Here is an 18865-nt window from a genome sequence, read left to right on the forward strand (position 1 = left end):
CCACGACTGTCCGCCGGCAGCCGCCTGTCCGCCCAGTGATCCGCGACGGAGCCCCCGCGTAAGCCGATACGGCGATGAAGACTCAAGAGTTGATTCCAATGGTCTCGCTGGGCTTCATCGAGACTGGCGGCGCTCCGACGGCGTAGGGGCATGTTCCTCGCGCCGCTGGTGCGCATCCAGAGGAGTGACGTTCCCTGGCAGTTGGTCATCGCCCTCTCGTTTGGCCATCTGCTCAAAGAGCGCCCGGGCATCTCTGCCGATGGAGTCACTCTCCGGCGACTCCAAGGAGAGGATCTTCTTCGCCAGGAGGACGGCACCTCGGAGGTTCTCCTCCACTGCATCCGGTCGCCGCTCGTAAATCTTGCTGATCCAGACGTTGTTCCAGCTTCCCTTCTTGTGGCCCTGTTCTACGTAGGCGAGGAGCAGCCGCCCCACCTCTTCCTCCGGGGTCGCTTCTCGCGCTGGGGCATGATGCTCACGGAGGGTCTCCTCGACTCTCCTCACCGCCGCCTCTATCCGCGCGATCGCCTCCTGCGCCTCGATGACCTGACGCTTGGTCTCCTCGACGGCCGTCCGCGTTCCGGTAGAGGCAGCTCGGGCCGCCTCGGCAGCGCGTCTAGTCCGACCCAGCAGGCCCTTCGCACGCCCTTGCTCCGCCATACATCCCCTCGCCTGGGTTGATGTGAGACATCACCCGGAAGGTACGAAAAGAGAGGACCACCAGCCAGCCACGCTTGCCTGCCCAGTTGGGAAGCGAGCGGTGGCCAAGAAGTTCATATCAACATCCGCAAGTAGCCGACGAGGCTCGCTGGTCACGTCCCGCTGGACCCTGTAGTGAAGGTTCCCGTCGAAAACGGCTCTGACCCTTGATCGTCACCGGGCAAGCCGGGCGACCATGGGCCAGGATCGGCCAGTTACCGCAGGTCTACGCCTCACCGGAGGTGAGGCCGACGGGACAGGTGACGCCCGTGCCTCCGATGCCGCAGTAGCCGTTCGGGTTAAGGAACAAGTACTGCTGGTGGTACTCCTCGGCGAAGTGGTAGTCGGGGGCGGGCTTGATCTCTGTGGTGATCTCGCCGTAGCCGGCCTGGGTGAGGACGGTCTGGTAGGCGTCGCGGGAGGTTTCCGCGGACTTCTGCTGCTGCGGGCCGTGGGTGTAGATGGCTGAGCGGTACTGGGTGCCGACGTCGTTGCCCTGGCGCATGCCCTGGGTCGGGTCGTGCGCCTCCCAGAAGACCTTCAGCAGTTCCTCGTACGAAACCCGGTTCGGGTCGAACACGACGCGGACGACCTCGGTGTGACCGGTGCGGCCGGTGCAGACCTCCTCGTACGTCGGGTTCGGGGTGTAACCGCCCTGGTAGCCCACCGAGGTGGAGACGACGCCAGGGGTCTGCCAGAACTTGCGCTCGGCCCCCCAGAAGCAGCCCAGGCCGAAGTCGGCGATCTCGGTGCCCTCGGGGTAGGGCGGGGCGAGGGGGGCGTCCAGGACGGCGTGGCGTGCGGGGACGGGCATCGTCACGCTGCGTCCGGGGAGCGCTTCCTCGGGGGAGACCATCGAGGTCTTGTTGCTGCCGAAGAGCCAGCCCATCGTGCACCTCCGTCGAGTGTTCGTGCAGACACGGCAACCATGGCGGCCGCCGCCTTGTTCCCTCTGGTTAGCATCTCTTAAGAGACAGTAAAGACCTACTTATTTGTGATAAAGGCTGTCAGTAGTGAAAATGGGCTACATGCCTGATTCGCGCCGTGGGGTCCTGTACGGCATCGCCGCCTACACCATGTGGGGTCTGTTTCCCCTCTACTGGCCGTTGCTCAAGCCCTCCGGGGCGGTCGAGATCCTCGCCCACCGGATGGTCTGGTCGCTGGTCGCGGTGCTCGCCGTCCTGGCCGTACGACGCCACTGGTCCTGGTTCCGCGGACTCATCAGGCAGCCCAGGAAGCTCGCGCTGCTGACGCTCGCCGCCGCGGTCGTGTCCGTCAACTGGGGCGTCTACATCTACGCGGTGAACGCCGGGCACGTGGTCGAGAGCGCGCTCGGCTACTTCATCAATCCCCTGGTCAGCGTCCTGTTCGGCGTGGTGGTCTTCCGGGAGCGGCTGCGCCCCTGGCAGTGGGTGGCCGTGGGGCTCGGCGCGCTGGCCGTGATCGTGCTGACCGTCGACTACGGCCGCCCGCCGTGGATCGCGCTCGTGCTCGCGGTGAGCTTCGGCACGTACGGCCTGGTCAAGAAGTCGGCGAACGTGGGCGCGGCCGAGAGTCTGACGATCGAGACGCTGGTCCTGCTGCTCCCGGCGCTCGCGTACCTGATCTTCCTTCAGGCGCAGGGGACGTCGACGTTCGGGCACGAGGGCCTCAGGCACGCCGCGCTGCTCGCGGGCGCGGGCCTGGTGACGGCGGTGCCGCTCATGGCGTTCACCGCCGCCGCGATCAGGGTGCCGCTCACCGTGATCGGGCTGCTGCAGTACATCGCCCCCATCCTGCAGTTCCTCTGCGGTGTGCTGGTCGCCCACGAGACGATGCCGCCCAGCCGGTGGGTCGGATTCGTCATCATCTGGCTGGCGCTGGCCGTGTTCAGCTGGGAGGGTCTGCGCAACGCCCACGTGGCCCGGCGACGGGCCGCGAGCGGGAGCCCGGCCCTGGAGACCGTGTGAGTACCGTTTGAGCACCGTTTGAGCACCGCCTGAGCGCCCTACATCGCCCCCGTGGTCGAACTCCTCACCGGGACCTGAGCGGGACGAAGAAACACAAGCCGGGCCCGCCGAACAGCGCGAGCCCGGCTCCAGAACGGACGCGAAAGCCGTAGAACCCCGTAACCGATCAGCCCGAGCGGTCCGCCACGTACGTGCACAGGGCCAGCAAGGCCTCGCGCGCCGGGATGTCCGGCAGGGCGGAGAGGTCGGCGCGGGCGCGTTCGACCCACGACATGAGCTCGGCCCGCGCCCGGACCATCGCCAGGTTGGCGCGCAGCAGAGTCACCGCCTCGTCGATGTCCTCCTCGGCCACCGGACCGGCGAGCAGCTCGCGCAGCCGCGCGTCCTCGGGCGCCGTGGACTCCAGCGCGTAGAGAACGGGCAGCGTGCGGATGCCCTCCTTGAGGTCGGTGCCGGGCGTCTTGCCGCTCTCTCCGGCGGAGGAGGCGACGTCCAGCAGGTCGTCGCCGAGCTGCCAGGCCACGCCGATGGCCTCGCACGCGCTGGTGAGACGCGCCACGACGTCCTCGGGCGCGCCCGACAGCATCGCGCCGAACCGCCCGGAGGTGGCGATCAGGGAGCCCGTCTTGTCGGCGAGGACCTCGATGTAGTGGGTGACGGCGTCGACGCCGGGACGCGGCCCGATGGTCTCGCGGATCTGCCCGCGCACGAGCCGCGAGAACGTCTGGGCCTGGATGCGGACCGGCTCGGGCCCGAGGTCGGCGAGGATCTCCGACGCCTGGGCGAAGAGGTAGTCGCCGGTGAGGATGGCCACCGTGTTGTCCCACCGGGCGTTGGCGGACGGCGAACCGCGCCGCACCCGGGCCTCGTCCATGACGTCGTCGTGGTAGAGGGTGGCCAGGTGGGTGAGCTCGATGACGACGGCCCCCGGCACGACGCCGGGGGCGCTCGCGTCACCGAAATGGGACGCCAGGAGCACGATCATCGCACGGAAACGCTTGCCCCCGGCCAAGATGAGATGCCGGGACGCCTCCGCGACGAAGGCGTCCTCGCTGTCGGCGGCCGAGCGGAGCAGTTTCTCGACGGCATCGAGACCGCTCGCGATATCCGCGGCCAGCCCTTCGTCGATGAAAGGCAGGTCGACTACGGGCGGCGCGGCCATGAAGCATGTACTCCTAACGAACGAACAGCGACTGCGCGGCCGAGTGCGCGAGGTCGAGCACCGGCTGCGGGAACACCCCGAGGACTACGGTAGCCGCAGCCGCCAGCGTGACCACAGCCGCGGTACCCATGCTGGGCAGGGCGATGGTCGGGCCCTCGGGCGCCGGGTCGCTGAAGAACATCAGGACGATGACGCGGACGTAGAAGAACGCCGCCATGGCGGAGGTCACGACACCGACGATGACCAGGCCGACGCCGCCGGCGGCGACCGCCGGGGCGAACACGGCGTACTTGCCGAAGAAGCCGGAGGTCAGCGGGATGCCGGCGAAGGCGAGCAGGAACAGCGCGAAGATGCCCGCGAGGGCGGGCGACCGCTTGCCGAGCCCGGCCCAGCGGGACAGGTGGCCCGCCTCGCCTCCGGCGTCGCGGATCATCGTGACGACCGCGAACGCGCCCACCGTGGCGAACCCGTAGGTGACCAGGTAGAACAGGATGCCGGACAGGGCGTTGACGTTCTGCGCCTCCTTGCCGGTGGCGACGACGGCGGTGAGCAGGAAGCCGGTGTGCGCGATCGACGAGTAGGCGAGCATGCGCTTGATGTCGGTCTGCGTGATCGCCAGCACCGCGCCGATGATCATGGTGAGGATCGCCACCGCCCACAGCACCGGCGTCCACTGCGTGTCCAGGTTGCCGAGGGCCACCCAGAAGACGCGCAGCAGCGCGCCGAAGGCGGCGATCAGCGTGCCGGACGCCATGAGCGCGGTGATGGGCGTCGGCGAGCCCTGGTACACGTCGGGCTTCCACGCCTGGAACGGAGCCGCGCCGATCTTGAAGAGCAGGCCCACGCCGAGCGTCGCGGCGCCCATGTACAGCAGCGCGTCCTGGCCGCCGACCGTGGCCAGGGCCTTGTCGATGGCCGACAGGTCCACCGACCCGGCGAAGCCGTACAGCAGGGCCGTGCCGTACAGGAAGAACGCCGACGAGAAGGCGCCGAGCAGGAAGTACTTCATCGCCGCCTCCTGCGAGAGCAGGCGACGACGGCGGGCCAGGCCGCACAGCAGGTACAGCGGCAGCGACATGACCTCGAGGGCCACGAACATGATCAGCAGGTCGTTCGAGGCGGGGAAGAGCATCATGCCGCCGACGGCGAACAGCACCAGCGGGTAGATCTCGGTGTGCGCGCCGCCCTCGGAGATCGCCTGGCCCTCCTCGGCACTGCCGGGGACGGCGGCGGCCTGCGCGACGAACTGGTCGTCGTCGTTGATGAGCAGGACGCAGACGATCGCCAGCAGCAGGATGGCGCCCCAGATGAACAGGGAGGGCCCGTCCACGGCGACGGCGCCCATGGCGGCGGCGCTGCGCACGCCCTGGGTGCCCTGCCAGATGGTCAGTGCCAGCGCGCCGACCATCGACAGGATCGTGATCGGCATCTGGATGGACTTGCGCAGGTAGCGCGGCGTGAACGCCTCGACGAGCACGCCGATGATCGCCGCCCCGAAGACGAGGAGCATCGGCGCGAGCTCCCCGTACTCGATCTTCGGCGCCTCGATGGTGGCGGCGGCGAGCGTGCTCACTGGCCTGCCCCCTTCTTTTCAGCGGTGACTGGTATTGCGGGGGTGAACTGCGGCGCGTGCACGGTGGTCAGGGTCTGGTGCACGGCCGGGTTGACGACGTCCAGCAACGGCTTGGGGAAGAACCCGAACAGGACGAGCAGGGCGATCAGCGGGGCCACGACGACCTTCTCGCGGAGGTTCAGGTCGGGCAGCGCCTTGACGCTCTCCTGGGTCGGGCCGCCCATCATGCGCTGGTACATCCACAGGATGTACACGGCGGCGAGCACCATGCCGGACAGGGCGATGATCCCCGGCACGACATAGTTCTCGAAGGTGCCGATCAGGACGAGGAACTCGCTGACGAAGGTCGACAGGCCCGGCAGGGACAGCGAGGACAGTCCGGCGATCAGGAAGGTGCCCGCCAGCACGGGGGCGACCTTCTGCACGCCTCCGTAGTCCGCGATGTACTGCGAGCCTCTGCGGTGGATCAGGAACCCGGCGAGCAGGAACAGCGCGCCGGTCGAGAAGCCGTGGTTGACCATGTACAGCGTCGCGCCCGCGCCGGCGTCGGCGCTCATGGCGAACACGCCCATCGTGATGAAGCCGAAGTGCGAGATGGAGGTGTACGCGATGAGCCGCTTCATGTCGGTCTGGCCGATGGCGACGATCGCGCCGTACACGATGCCGATGACGCTGAGCGTGAGGATCAGCGGCGTGAAGAACTTGGCGGCGTCCGGGAACAGCTCCAGGCAGAAGCGGAGCATTCCGTACGTGCCGACCTTGTCCAGGACGCCGACGAGCAGGACTGCGGCCCCGGCGGGCGCCTGGGCGGCGGCGTCGGGCAGCCAGGTGTGGAACGGCCACACCGGCGCCTTGACCGCGAAGGCGATGAAGAAGCCGAGGAACAGCCACTTCTGCGTGGTCGGATCCTTGATCGCGCCGAGCAGCTCGGGCTGCAGGAACGTGCCCTTGGCGGCGATGGCGTAGAGCGCGATCACGGCCACCAGCATGAGCAGGCCGCCGAACAGCGAGTACAGCAGGAACTTGACGGCCGCGTACGACCGCTGGGCTCCGCCGTAGGACCCGATCATGAAGTACATCGGGATCAGCATCGCTTCGAAGAAGACGTAGAAGAGGAAGACGTCGGTCGCCGCGAAGACGCCGATCATCATCGCTTCCAGCACCAGGATCAGCGCGAAGTACGTCTTCACCGACCGCTTGGCCTCGGGCCGGTCGGCGTCGTGCCAGGAGGCCAGGACCACGATCGGTACCAGCACCACCGCGAGCGCGATCAGCACCAGCGCGATGCCGTCGACGGCCACCGCGTAGTGGACGCCGAACGACGGGATCCAGTCGTGGACCTCGCTGAACTGGTAGCGCGCCCCGGACCGGTCGAACTGGGCGGCCATGGCCAGCGTGAGCACCAGCACGACGAGCGAGACACCGAGCGTGAGCTGCTTGGCGAGCTTGTCGTTGCCCTTGGGCACCGCCGCGACCGCCAGCGCGCCCACCACGGGCACGCCCATCAATATCGAGAGCCAGGGCATCACAGGTTCCCTACGACGAACCATGCGCCGACCAGGAGGGCGGCACCGAAGAATATCGACAAGGCGTACGACCGGACGAAGCCGGTCTGGACGCGGCGCAGCCGGCCGGACGTGCCGCCGATCAGCGCCGCCAGCCCGTTGACCAGGCCGTCCACGCCGCGGTTGTCGAAGAACACGGCGAGGCGGGTCAGCCACTGGCCGGGACGCATGAACAGCGCCTCGTTCAGCGCGTCGCCGTACAGGTCACGGCGGGCGAAGGTGGTGAGGAACGAGCCGCGCGGGGCGACGACCGGGACCTCGGACCTGCCGTAGCGCATCCACGCGTAGGCGACGCCGACGGCGACCAGTGCCAGCGTGGCCAGGCCGGTGGGGGCGAACGGGTCGAAGCTCGGCAGTTCCTCGGGCCGCCCGACGGCGGGGGCGAGGAACTCCATGAACCGGTTGCCCACGACGAGGAACGCGCCGGCGAAGACCGAGCCGATCGACAGCAGGATCAGCGGCCAGGTCATCACGGCCGGGGACTCGTGCGGGTGGGCGTCCTTCTCCCAGCGGGGCGTGCCGTGGAAGGTCATGAAGAACAGGCGCGACATGTAGAAGCCGGTGATGCCCGCGCCGATCACGGCCAGCCAGCCGAGGATCGGGTTGTGGTGCATCGCGGTCTCGATGATGCCGTCCTTGGTCCAGTAGCCGGACAGCAGCGGGAAGCCGATGATCGCCAGGTAGCCGAGCCCGAACGTCGCCCAGGTGATCCGCATCTTCGACGCGAGGCCGCCGAACCTGCGCATGTCGACCTCGTCGTTCATGGCGTGCATGACCGACCCGGCGCCGAGGAACATCGAGGCCTTGAAGAAGCCGTGCGCGATGAGGTGGGCGATGGCGAACGCGTACCCGACCGGGCCGAGGCCCGCGGCGAGCATCATGTAGCCGATCTGCGACATCGTCGAACCGGCGAGGGCCTTCTTGATGTCGTCCTTGGCGGTACCGATGATCGCACCGGCGAGCAGCGTGGCGACGCCGACGATGGTGACGACGAGCTGCGCGGTCGAGGCGGCCTCGAAGATCGGGCCGGAGCGGACGACCAGGTAGACGCCGGCGGTGACCATCGTGGCCGCGTGGATGAGGGCGGAGACCGGGGTCGGGCCCTCCATCGCGTCCAGGAGCCAGGACTGCAGCGGGAGCTGGGCCGACTTGCCGCACGCGCCGAGCAGCAGCGCGAGGCCGATGAGCGTCAGCGTGCCCTGGGAGGCGCCGCCTTGGGCGGCGGGCAGGACCTGGTTGAAGGCGATCGTGCCGAACGTCGTGAAGATGACGAAGATGCCGAGCGCGAGGCCCATGTCGCCGACGCGGTTGACGATGAACGCCTTCTTGGCCGCGGCGGCCGCCGTGGGCTTGTGCTGCCAGAAGCCGATGAGCAGGTAGGACGCCAGACCGACGCCCTCCCAGCCGATGTACAGGCCGAGGTAGTTGTCGGCCAGCACCAGCAGGAGCATCGCGGCGACGAAGAGGTTCAGGTAGGCGAAGAACCGCCGCCGGCCCGGGTCGTGCGCCATGTAGCCGATCGAGTAGATGTGGATCAGCGACCCGACACCGGTGATCAGCAGGACGAACGAGATCGACAGCGGGTCCAGCAGCAGGCCCATCTTGACGTGCAGCGAGCCGGACGGCAGGAAGTCGTACAGCTCCACCACGCGGCGGCGCTGGTCGGCCCCGAACCCGAGCAGCTCGAAGAAGACGAGCACGGCCACCACGAACGACGCCAGGGACATGGCGACGCCGAGGAAGTGGCCCCAGCGGTCGGTGCGCCGGCCGCCCAGCAGGAGGATCGCCGCGCCGAGCAGGGGCAAGGCGATCGTCAGCCAGGAGACACCGATCACTCCACCGGAGTGCTGGACGAAGTCAGCAGCGGTTTCCACGGCGCCCTCTTAGTACTTCAGCAGGTTGGCGTCGTCCACCGACGCGGACCTGCGGGTTCGGAAGATCGTCACGATGATCGCGAGACCCACGACGACCTCGGCGGCGGCCACGATCATCACGAAGAAGGCGATGATCTGGCCCTGGAGGTTGCCGTGCTGCCGGGCGAAGGTGACGAAAGCCAGGTTGCAGGCGTTGAGCATGAGCTCCACGCACATGAACACCACGATGGCGTTGCGGCGCACCAGCACGCCGACCGCTCCGATGGCGAACAGCAGCGCGGAGAGCACGAGGTAGTGGGTGGTCACTTGCCTTCCTCCTCGACGGGGCCCTCGGTGCGGCCCTCGGCGGGCAGACCGGCGGCCTGCGAGACCGGCGGCCGGTCGTCGGCCGGGACGCCCGCCTCGGGCTCCTCGGCCACGGCCTGGACGACCTTCGGCTGCTCGGCGGCCGGGCCCTTGGCGACGTTCTTGAGGGCCTGGGCGAGCCGCGGGTTCTCCGGGAGCCGCCCGCGCTCGACGTCGTAGCGGGCGATGTACCGGTTGACCGACAGCTCCGAGACCGAACCGTCCGGCAGCAGCGCGGGCATGTCGATCGCGTTGTGCCGCGCGTAGGTGCCGGGGCCGGGCAGCGGGGTCGGGTGGTCGCCGAGGAAGCGGGCGCGCGCCAGATCCTTCTGCGTGGGCTTGGGCGCGGTGCGCTCGCGGTGCGCCAGCACCATCGCGCCGAGCGCGGCGGTGATGAGCAGCGCCGAGGTGACCTCGAACGCGAAGACGTACCGCGTGAAGATCAGCCTCGCCAGCGCGGGGACGTTGCCGCCGTCCGCCTTCACGGCCTCCGCGAGACCGGCGGGCTCGCCGACGACCGCGTTGCCGATGCCCACCGCGATCAGGACGGCGAAGCCGAGGCCCGCGATGATCGCCCAGAAGCGCTGGCCCTTGATCGTCTCGACCAGGGAGTCGGACGAGTCGACGCCGACCAGCATCAGGACGAACAGGAAGAGCATCATGACCGCGCCGGTGTAGACGATGATCTGCACCACGGCGAGGAACGGGGCGTCCTGCACGGCGTAGAGCACCGCCAGCGAGAGCATCACCACGCCCAGCATGAGCGCGGAGTACACCGCCTTGCGGCTGAAGACGAGCCCGAACGCCGCGGCCACGGAGACGACCGCGAGCACCCAGAACGTGATCGTTTCACCCATTGCTACGGCCCAACCGGTAGTAGTCCTCTTCGGTGTCGCCGAGGCGCATCGGGTGCGGGGGCGTCTCCATGCCGGGACCCAGCGGCGCGAGCAGCATCTCCTTGGTGTAGATGAGGCTCTCACGGCTCGCGTCGGCGAGCTCGTACTCGTTGGTCATCGTGAGCGCGCGTGTCGGGCACGCCTCGATGCACAGGCCGCACAGGATGCACCGCAGGTAGTTGATCTGGTACGTCCTGCCGTACCGCTCACCCGGGGAGTAGCGCTCCTCGTCGGTGTTGTCGGCGCCTTCCACGTAGATCGCGTCCGCGGGGCAGGCCCAGGCGCACAGCTCGCACCCGATGCACTTCTCCAGCCCGTCCGGCCAGCGGTTCAACTGGTGACGCCCGTGGAAGCGCGGCGCGGTCGGCCGCTTCTCCTCGGGGTAGTTCGTCGTCACCGGCTTCTTGAACATGTGGTGGAAGGTGACGCCGAACCCCTTCACGGGGTTCAGGAAATCAGTTAGTCCCACTGGGGACCTCCTTGCGTCCGTTGACGCCGTGGTAGTGCGGCAGGTCCAGCGCCGGAACCGGGAACCCGCCCGCGGTGGGCTCGGCACGGAGCTGCTCGAACTCCGCCTGGACCTCGGCGGCCCGCGCCTCCCTGCGGCGCTGGTTGACCGTATCGAAGCGGAAGTAGATCGCGAGGCATCCGACGACGACCACCGCCGCGATCACCATCACGAGCGTCTTGTCGGCGCCCTCGACGCGGGTCGCGCGCACGGTGGCGACCACGAGGATCCACGCCAGGTTGAGCGGGATGAGGATCTTCCAGCCGAAGGCCATGAGCTGGTCGTACCGGATGCGCGGCAGCGAGGCGCGCACCCAGATGAAGAACGCGAAGACCAGCACGAGCTTGAGGAAGAACCAGAGCATCGGCCACCAGCCGACGTTGGCGCCGTCCCACAGGGAGATCGGCCACGGGGCGCGCCAGCCGCCGAGGAACAGCGTGATGCACAGGCCCGACACCGTGAACACGTTGGCGTACTCGGCCAGCATGAACATCGCGAACTTCAGCGACGAGGAGTACTCGGTGTGGAACCCGCCGACCAGCTCGCCCTCACCCTCGGGGAGGTCGAACGGCACGCGGTTGGTCTCGCCGAGCATCGTGACCACGTAGATCAGGAACGACGGGATCAGCAGGATCGCGTACCAGGACGGGAGCGGGATGCTGATCGAGCCGATGTCCCACGTGCCGCCGGACGCCTGCTTGGCCACGATCTCGGACGTGGACAGCGTGCCGGCGAACAGGAACACCGCCACGAACGACAGGCCCATCGCGATCTCGTAGGAGATCACCTGCGCGGTGGAGCGCAGGCCGCCCAGCACGGCGTACGGCGAGCGCGAGCCCCAGCCCGCGAGCACGATGCCGTAGACGCCGATCGAGGCCATGGCCAGCACCACCAGCACCGCGACCGGCAGGTCGGTGAGCTGCAGCGGCGTCCTCACTCCGAACATCGAGACCATCGGCCCGAACGGGATGATCGAGTACGACAGGAAGGCCGGCACCGCGATGATGATCGGGGCGAGGATGTAGATGACCTTGTCGACGGTCCTCGGGAGGATGTCCTCCTTCAGGCCCATCTTCAGGCCGTCGGCCACCGACTGCAGCAGGCCGAACTTGCCCGCGCGGTTGGGGCCGTAGCGGTGCTGCATGCGCGAGATGAGCTTGCGCTCGGTCCACACGCCGAAGAGCACGCCGAGCATCAGGAAGACGAAGATGAACAACGCCTTGATGATGGAGATCCACAAGGGATCCTTGCCGAAGTCGGCGAGGGTTGGCGCCCCTGCCGGGTCGGCGAGAAGAGCTCTCATGACTCGCTCCCGATCTTGACGACGTCGCCGGCCACGGCCCGCAGGTCGCGGGTGACCGAGCAGCCCGCCGAGTGCGCCGGCACCCACACCACGCGGTCGGGAAGGTCGGCCACCCGGACGGGCAGCGTGACCGAGCCGCCCTCCGTGGTGATGGTGACCTTACCGCCGTCGAGGGCGCCGATCTCGGCCGCCGTGGCCTCCGACACCAGCGCTTCCACCGCTCGTCCCGTACCGGCCAGGAACGGTTCGCCGTCCTGGAGGCGGCCGGAGTCGAGCAGCAGGTGCCAGGTCGCGAGCAGGGCCTCGCCGGCGCGCGGGGCGCGGTGGGCGCCGCCCGTCACGCCGGGGCCGTTGGGACGGGCGCCGCGCCAGGCGCCGAGCGCGGCGAGCTCGCGCCGCGCGGCGGCCGGGTCGGGCAGCCCGATGTGGACGTCCATGTGGTCGGCGAGGGCGGCGAGGGCGCGCAGGTCGCTCATCACGCCCGGCACCTCGATGGCCCGCTCGAAGGAGCGGCCGCGGCCCTCCCAGTTCACGAAGGTGCCGCTCTTCTCGGACACCGCCGCGATCGGCAGGACGACATCGGCGCGGTCGGTGACGGCGCTGGCGCGCATCTCCAGCGAGACGATGAACGGGGTGTTCTCCAGGGCCGCGAGGGCGGCCTCGGGGTCGGGCAGGTCGTACGGGTCGACGCCGCCGACCACCAGGGCCTCCAGCTCGCCGTCGAGCGCGGCGGCCAGGATGGCGGAGGTGTCTCGTCCCTCGGCCTCGGGCAGCGCCGTGACGTCCCAGGCGTGGGCGACCTCGGCGCGGGCGGCCGCGTCGGTGACCGGGCGGCCGATCGGCAGCAGGTTCGGCAGCGCGCCCGCCTCGACCGCGCCGCGCTCGCCGGCCCGGCGGGGCACCCAGGCGAGCCGGGCGCCGGAGCTGACGGCCAGCCGGATGACCGCCGACAGGGCGCCGCGCGAGGTGGCGAGCCGCTCGCCGACCAGGATGATCGCGCCGGGCTGCCGCAGCGCCTCGGCCGGGGCCGTGGAGCCGGAGACCAGGTCACCGAGCGCCTCGGCCTCCTCGCCGGGGAGCGTGCGGATCAGCGTGCCGCCCATCTTGGCGAGGCTCGGCGTCGCGAACGGCGCGAGCGTGAAGACCTTCAGGCCGCGCTTGCGCCACGCCTTGCGCAGGCGCAGGAAGACGATCGGCGACTCCTCCTCGGGCTCGAACCCGGCCAGGAGGACGGCGGGCGCCTTCTCCAGGTCGGTGTAGGAGACCTCGATGCCCTTGCCGGCGACGGCGTGGGCCAGGAAGACGGCCTCCTCGCCCGACAGCGGGCGGGAGCGGAAGTCGATGTCGTTGGTGCCGAGGGCGATGCGGGCGAACTTGGAGTAGGCGTAGGCGTCCTCGACCGTGACCCGGCCGCCGACCAGCACGCCGGCCTTGCCGCGGGCCCGGGCCAGCCCTTCGGCGGCGGCCGTCAGGGCCTCCGGCCAGGAGGCGGGGCGCAGGTAGCCGTCCTCGTCGCGGACGAGCGGGGTCTGCAGGCGGTCCGGCTGGGTGGCGTAGGTGAAGGCCCAGCGGCCCTTGTCGCAGTTCCACTCCTCGTTGACCTGCGGGTCGTCCCCGGCGAGGCGGCGGGTGACCTTGCCGCGCCGGTGGTCGGTGCGCAACTCGCAGCCGCTCGCGCAGTGCTCGCAGGCGCTCGGCGTGGACACCAGGTCGAACGGGCGGGCGCGGAAGCGGTAGGCGGCGCCGGTGAGCGCGCCCACCGGGCAGATCTGCACGGTGTTGCCCGAGTAGTACGACTGGAGCGGCTCGCCGTCGGCGACGCCGACCTGCTCGGAGGCGCCGCGCTCGAAGAAGTCGATCAGCGGGTCGCCGGCGATCTCATCGGAGAAGCGGATGCAGCGGGCGCACTGGACGCAGCGCTCGCGGTCGAGCAGCACCTCGCTGGACAGCGCGATGGGCTTCTCGAAGGTGCGCTTGGTCTCCTCGAACCGGGACTCGCCCTGCCCGTTGGACATCGCCTGGTTCTGCAGGGGGCACTCGCCGCCCTTGTCGCAGACCGGGCAGTCGAGCGGGTGGTTCAGCAGCAGCATCTCCATGACGCCGCGCTGGGCCTTCTCGGCGACCGGCGAGGTGAGCTGCGTCTGCACGACCATGCCCTCGGCGACCTCGATGGCGCAGGACGGCTGCGGCTTCGGGAAGCCCCGGCCGTTGCCGGCGTCGGTGATGTCCACCAGGCACTGGCGGCAGTTGGCGGCCGGCGCGAGCAGCGGGTGGTCGCAGAACCTCGGGATCTGGACGCCCAGCATCTCGGCCGCCCGGATGATCAGGGTCCCCTTGGGCACGCTGATCTGGAAGCCGTCGATGGTGAGGGTCACCAGATCGACCGGCCGGTCGACCGATCCCGCCGAGGGTGTCTGTACTGTCATGCCTTACCCCACACAGTTGACGCGGCGTGATCGAACGGGCAGCCGCCGATCTCGAAGTGCTTGAGGTATTCGTCCCGGAAGTGCTTCACCGACGAGTGGATCGGGCTGGTGGCGCCGTCGCCGAGGGCGCAGAACGACCGGCCGAGGATGTTGTCCGCGATGTCGGTGATCGTGGCGAGATCGTCCTCGGTGCCCTGGCCCTTCTCCAGCCGCCGGAGCACCTGCTTGAGCCAGTAGGTGCCCTCCCGGCAGGGGGTGCACTTGCCGCAGGACTCGTGGGCGTAGAACTCGGTCCAGCGCAGCACCGCCCGGACGACGCACGTCGTCTCGTCGAAGATCTGCAGCGCGCGGGTGCCGAGCATCGAGCCCTTGGCGCCGACCGACTCGAAGTCGAGCGGGACGTCCAGGTGCTCCTCGGTGAAGATCGGCGTGGACGAGCCGCCGGGCGTCCAGAACTTCAACCGGTGGCCGGCGCGGATGCCGCCCGCCATGTCGAGCAGTTCGCGCAGCGTGATGCCGAGCGGCGCCTCGTACTGGCCGGGACGGGTGACGTGGCCGCTCAGCGAGAAGATGCCGAAGCCCTTGGACTTCTCGGTGCCCATCGAGGCGAACCAGTCGGCGCCGTTGGCGATGATGCTGGGAACGCTGGCGATCGACTCGACGTTGTTCACCACAGTGGGGCAGGCGTACAGGCCGGCCACGGCCGGGAAGGGAGGCTTGAGGCGGGGTTGACCTCTGAAACCTTCCAGCGAGTCCAGCAGCGCGGTCTCCTCGCCGCAGATGTACGCGCCGGCGCCGCTGTGCACGACGACCTCGAGGTCGAAGCCGGAGCCGAAGATGTCGGTGCCGAGGTAGCCCTTCTCGTAGGCCTCGCGCACGGCCGCCTGAACCCGGCGGATGACGTGCAGCACCTCGCCGCGCACGTAGATGAAGGCGTGGTTGGCGCGGATCGCGTACGACGTGATGATGACGCCCTCGACCAGCGCGTGGGGGTTGGCCATCATGAGCGGGATGTCCTTGCAGGTCCCCGGCTCGGACTCGTCGGCGTTGACGACCAGGTAGTGCGCCTTGCCGTCGCCCTGGGGGATGAAGCCCCACTTCATGCCGGTCGGGAAGCCCGCGCCGCCGCGGCCCCGCAGGCCGGAGTCCTTGACGGCCTTGATGATGGCGTCAGGGTCCATGCCGAGGGCCTTCTTGGCGGAGTCGTACTCGCCGTAGCCGTCGAGGGTGAAGGCGTCCGCGCGGTCCCAGTTCGCGGTGAGGACCGGCGTCAGCGTGGTGGTCATTCCGAGGCCCCCTTCGAAGGCGCCGGGGCGGTCCAGCCGTTGGACTTGGCGAGCTTGAGACCTTCCAGCGAGGCGCCGGCCGCCGTCGGGCCGTCACCCGCCTGCCCGTCCGGCAGGCCCGCGAGCACGCGCGAGGCCTCCTTGAACGTGCACAGCCGGCCGGGGCCGCGGGTGGGCTTGACGTCCTTGCCGGCGCGCAGGTCGTCGACGAGGCGCTTGGCCGAGTCGGGGGTCTGGTTGTCGAAGAACTCCCAGTTGACCATCATGACCGGCGCGAAGTCGCAGGCGGCGTTGCATTCGATCCGCTCCAGCGAGATCTTGCCGTCGCCGGTGGTCTCGCCGTTGCCGGCGCCGACGTGCTCGCTGAGCTCGTCCCAGATCTGGTCGCCGCCCATGATCGCGCACAGGCTGTTGATGCAGACGCCGACGTGGTAGTCGCCCGCGGGCTGACGCTTGTACATCGTGTAGAACGTCGACACGCCCACGACCTCGGCCTTGCTCAGGCCCAGTATCTCAGCGCAGAACTCGTGCCCGGCGTCGGAGACGTAGCCCTCCTCGGACTGCACGAGGTGCAGCAGCGGCAGCAGCGCCGAGCGGCTCTTCGGGTAACGGCCGATGATCTCTTTCGCGTCGCGTTCGAGACGCTCGCGGACTTCCGGCGAGTAGCTCGTCACCGGTCCACACCTCCCATGACCGGGTCGATCGATGCGACCGCGGAGATCACGTCGGCAACCATGCCGCCTTCGCAGGTGGCCGGCACCGCCTGCAGGTTCGTGAAGGACGGGTCGCGGAAGTGCACGCGGTAGGGGCGCGTGCCTCCGTCGCTCACGACGTGCGCGCCGAGCTCGCCGCGCGGCGACTCGACGGCGGCGTACGCCTGCCCGGCAGGCACCCGGAAGCCCTCGGTCACCAGCTTGAAGTGGTGGATGAGCGCTTCCATCGAGGTGCTCATGATGTGGGCGATGTGGTCGGGCGAGTTGCCGAGCCCGTCCGGGCCGAGGGCGAGCTGCGACGGCCAGCCGATCTTCTTGTCCTCGATCATGACCGGCTTGCCCTTGAGCTCGGATCCGGAGAGCCGGTCCAGGCACTGGCCGATGATCTTGAGGGATTCCTCCATCTCGGCCACGCGCACGAGGTAGCGGCCGTAGACGTCACAGGTGGTCTGGATCGGCACGCCGAAGTCGTAGGTCTCGTAGCCGCAGTAGGGCTGCGACTTGCGCAGGTCCCAGGGCAGGCCCGCGGCGCGCAGCATGGGCCCTGTCACGCCGAGGGCCATGCAGCCCGTGAGGTCGAGGTAGGCGACGTCCTTGGTGCGCCGGGTGTAGGCGGGGTTCTCGTCGAGCAGCTTGCGCATCTCCTGGATGCGGCCCGGCATGACCTTGAGGAACTCGCCGATCTTGTCGACCGCGCCGGCGGGCAGGTCCACCGAGACGCCGCCCGGGCGGACGTACGCCATGTTCATGCGCAGGCCGGTGATGTACTCGAACAGGTCGAGCACCATCTCGCGCTCGCGGAAGCCGAACAGCATCGGCGTGGTGGCGCCGAGCTCCAGGCCGAAGGTCGCGATCGCCACCAGGTGGGAGGAGATGCGGTTGAGCTCCATCATCATGACCCGGATGGCCTGCGCGCGGGCCGGCACCCGGTCGGTGATGCCGAGCAGCTTCTCGACCGCCATGCAGTACGCCGTCTCGTTGAAGATCGGCGACAGGTAGTCCATGCGGGTGACGAACGTGACCCCCTGGGTCCACGTCCGGAACTCCATGTTCTTCTCGATGCCGGTGTGGAGGTAGCCGATCCCCACCCGGGCGTCGGTGACGGTCTCGCCGTCGAGCGTCAGCACCAGCCGCAGCACGCCGTGCGTGGAGGGGTGCTGCGGGCCCATGTTGACGACCAGGCGCTCCTCGGCGGACTCGCTGATCGCGCCGACGATGTCGTCCCAGTCCTCGCCGCCGACGTTGTAGACCCGGCCCTCGGCGGCCTGCTCGGTGCCGGCGGTCTCGCCGTCGTGGATGGCGGTCATGCGTACGACCTCCTCTGGTCCGGCGCGGGGATGGTGGCGCCGCGGTACTCGACCGGGATGCCGCCGAGCGGGTAGTCCTTGCGCTGCGGGTGGCCTTCCCAGTCGTCCGGCATCTGGATGCGGGTCAGCGCCGGGTGGCCGTCGAAGACGATGCCGAAGAAGTCGTAGGTCTCGCGTTCGTGCCAGTCATGGGTCGGGTAGACCGAGACCGTGGACGGAATGTGCGGATCCGCGTCGGGACAGGAGACCTCGACCCGTACACGCCGGTTGTGGGTGATCGAGCAGAGGTGGTAGACCGCGTGCAGCTCCGCGCCCGCGTCCTCGGGGTAGTGCACGCCCGAGACGCCGAGCGACAGCTCGAAGCGCAGTGCGGGGTCGTCGCGCAGGTGGCTCATCACCGCGGAGAGGTGCTCGCGGGCCACGTGCAGCGTCAGCTCGCCGCGGTCGACGACGACGCGCTCGACCATGCCGGCGTAGGACTCGCCGGCGACGGCCTCCAGGGCGTCTGCGACCTCGTCGAAGTAGCCGCCGTACGGCCGGGCGCTGGACAACTTCGGCGCGCGGCGCACGACCAGGCGGCCGTAGCCGGAGGTGTCGCCGGAGTCGGAGGCGCCGAACATGCCGTGACGCGCGACGGGCTCCTGCGGGACCCCCGGAAGGTTGTCGGGGCGGTTCTCAGTGCTCATTTCGGGGTCCCCTGATCGATGAGCGGCAGCGACCGCAGAGCCTGAAGCTCCAGCTCGTCGATCTGCTTGGCCCGGTGGGCGCCGAACTTCATGTTCTGGATCTTGTCGTGGAGCTTGACGATCGCGTCGATGAGCATCTCGGGGCGCGGCGGGCAGCCGGGCAGGTAGATGTCCACGGGCACGACGTGGTCGACGCCCTGCACGATCGCGTAGTTGTTGAACATGCCACCGCTGGAGGCGCAGACGCCCATGGCGATGACCCACTTGGGCTCCGCCATCTGGTCGTAGATCTGGCGCAGCACGGGCGCCATCTTCTGCGAGAGCCGACCGGCCACGATCATCAGGTCGGCCTGGCGGGGAGACGCCGACGCGCGCTCCATGCCGAACCTGGCCAGGTCGTGGTTGGGGCCGCCGGTCGCCATCAGCTCGATGGCGCAGCAGGCCAGGCCGAACGTCGCCGGCCAGACGGAGTTCTTGCGCGCCCACCCCGCCGCCTGCTCCACGGTCGACAGGATGAACCCGCTGGGCAATTTCTCTTCGAGACCCATCTCAGTGCTTCCTCTCGCGCGCCTC

17 protein-coding genes are annotated in these 18865 nt (G+C 69.2%); 1 reads left to right on the forward strand and 16 read right to left on the reverse strand.

The annotated features are described in order from the left end of the window. Positions 1–114 precede the first annotated feature (114 nt). Entirely contained in the window at positions 115–660 is a 546-nt protein-coding gene (locus AB0H21_RS16775) for a hypothetical protein (protein ID WP_358517077.1), read from the reverse strand. A gap of 265 nt (positions 661–925) precedes the next feature. After that, on the reverse strand, positions 926–1588 hold the full coding sequence (gene msrA / locus AB0H21_RS16780) for a peptide-methionine (S)-S-oxide reductase MsrA (RefSeq protein WP_358517079.1): 663 nt from the start codon (positions 1586–1588) through the stop codon (positions 926–928). A gap of 139 nt (positions 1589–1727) precedes the next feature. Between msrA and rarD the strand changes: the two genes are divergently transcribed. Beyond that, entirely contained in the window at positions 1728–2648 is a 921-nt protein-coding gene (rarD, locus tag AB0H21_RS16785; RefSeq protein WP_358517081.1) for an EamA family transporter RarD, read from the forward strand. 166 nt (positions 2649–2814) lie between these two features. Here rarD and AB0H21_RS16790 read toward each other — a convergent pair whose 3' ends face one another. The 14 genes from AB0H21_RS16790 to AB0H21_RS16855 are packed head-to-tail and all read right to left on the reverse strand — an operon-like array spanning position 2815 to position 18840. Then, the gene (locus AB0H21_RS16790) at positions 2815–3810 is read right to left on the reverse strand and encodes a polyprenyl synthetase family protein (RefSeq protein WP_358517083.1); all 996 of its coding nucleotides are present in this window, start codon (positions 3808–3810) and stop codon (positions 2815–2817) included. 13 nt (positions 3811–3823) lie between these two features. Further along, the gene (nuoN, locus tag AB0H21_RS16795) at positions 3824–5383 is read right to left on the reverse strand and encodes an NADH-quinone oxidoreductase subunit NuoN (protein ID WP_358517085.1); all 1560 of its coding nucleotides are present in this window, start codon (positions 5381–5383) and stop codon (positions 3824–3826) included. Continuing rightward, complete coding sequence (locus AB0H21_RS16800; protein ID WP_358517087.1) at positions 5380–6909, reverse strand: NADH-quinone oxidoreductase subunit M; 1530 nt, start codon at positions 6907–6909, stop codon at positions 5380–5382. Before AB0H21_RS16800 ends, nuoN begins: the two co-directional genes overlap by 4 nt. Continuing rightward, a complete protein-coding gene (nuoL, locus tag AB0H21_RS16805) occupies positions 6909–8822 on the reverse strand; it encodes an NADH-quinone oxidoreductase subunit L (protein WP_358517089.1) in 1914 nt (637 codons plus the stop codon). The genes AB0H21_RS16800 and nuoL overlap by 1 nt, the downstream gene beginning before the upstream one ends. A 9-nt stretch (positions 8823–8831) precedes the next feature. Continuing rightward, positions 8832–9128, reverse strand: coding sequence for an NADH-quinone oxidoreductase subunit NuoK (nuoK, locus tag AB0H21_RS16810; protein ID WP_114029756.1), 297 nt, complete (start codon positions 9126–9128; stop codon positions 8832–8834). Beyond that, positions 9125–10024, reverse strand: a complete 900-nt coding sequence (locus AB0H21_RS16815) for an NADH-quinone oxidoreductase subunit J (RefSeq protein ID WP_358517091.1) — start codon at positions 10022–10024, stop codon at positions 9125–9127. The genes nuoK and AB0H21_RS16815 overlap by 4 nt, the downstream gene beginning before the upstream one ends. Next, positions 10017–10532, reverse strand: a complete 516-nt coding sequence (gene nuoI, locus AB0H21_RS16820; protein WP_358517093.1) for an NADH-quinone oxidoreductase subunit NuoI — start codon at positions 10530–10532, stop codon at positions 10017–10019. Before nuoI ends, AB0H21_RS16815 begins: the two co-directional genes overlap by 8 nt. Beyond that, the gene (nuoH, locus tag AB0H21_RS16825) at positions 10519–11874 is read right to left on the reverse strand and encodes an NADH-quinone oxidoreductase subunit NuoH (protein ID WP_358517095.1); all 1356 of its coding nucleotides are present in this window, start codon (positions 11872–11874) and stop codon (positions 10519–10521) included. The genes nuoI and nuoH overlap by 14 nt, the downstream gene beginning before the upstream one ends. Next, the gene (locus tag AB0H21_RS16830; RefSeq protein WP_358517097.1) at positions 11871–14300 is read right to left on the reverse strand and encodes an NADH-quinone oxidoreductase subunit G; all 2430 of its coding nucleotides are present in this window, start codon (positions 14298–14300) and stop codon (positions 11871–11873) included. The genes nuoH and AB0H21_RS16830 overlap by 4 nt, the downstream gene beginning before the upstream one ends. Then, positions 14297–15586, reverse strand: a complete 1290-nt coding sequence (gene nuoF, locus AB0H21_RS16835) for an NADH-quinone oxidoreductase subunit NuoF (protein WP_358517099.1) — start codon at positions 15584–15586, stop codon at positions 14297–14299. The genes AB0H21_RS16830 and nuoF overlap by 4 nt, the downstream gene beginning before the upstream one ends. After that, positions 15583–16260 (reverse strand): NADH-quinone oxidoreductase subunit NuoE, encoded by a 678-nt coding sequence (nuoE, locus tag AB0H21_RS16840; RefSeq protein WP_358517101.1) that lies wholly within the window; start codon positions 16258–16260, stop codon positions 15583–15585. Before nuoE ends, nuoF begins: the two co-directional genes overlap by 4 nt. Further along, positions 16257–17606 (reverse strand): NADH-quinone oxidoreductase subunit D, encoded by a 1350-nt coding sequence (locus AB0H21_RS16845; protein WP_358517103.1) that lies wholly within the window; start codon positions 17604–17606, stop codon positions 16257–16259. Before AB0H21_RS16845 ends, nuoE begins: the two co-directional genes overlap by 4 nt. Continuing rightward, positions 17603–18292, reverse strand: coding sequence for an NADH-quinone oxidoreductase subunit C (locus AB0H21_RS16850; RefSeq protein ID WP_358517105.1), 690 nt, complete (start codon positions 18290–18292; stop codon positions 17603–17605). The genes AB0H21_RS16845 and AB0H21_RS16850 overlap by 4 nt, the downstream gene beginning before the upstream one ends. Beyond that, a complete protein-coding gene (locus AB0H21_RS16855) occupies positions 18289–18840 on the reverse strand; it encodes an NADH-quinone oxidoreductase subunit B (protein ID WP_114029748.1) in 552 nt (183 codons plus the stop codon). The genes AB0H21_RS16850 and AB0H21_RS16855 overlap by 4 nt, the downstream gene beginning before the upstream one ends. Between the last annotated feature and the right edge of the window lie 25 nt (positions 18841–18865).

Source organism: Sphaerisporangium sp. NPDC051011, assembly GCF_040653595.1.
In the GTDB taxonomy this organism is placed as follows: Bacteria; Actinomycetota; Actinomycetes; order Streptosporangiales; family Streptosporangiaceae; genus Sphaerisporangium.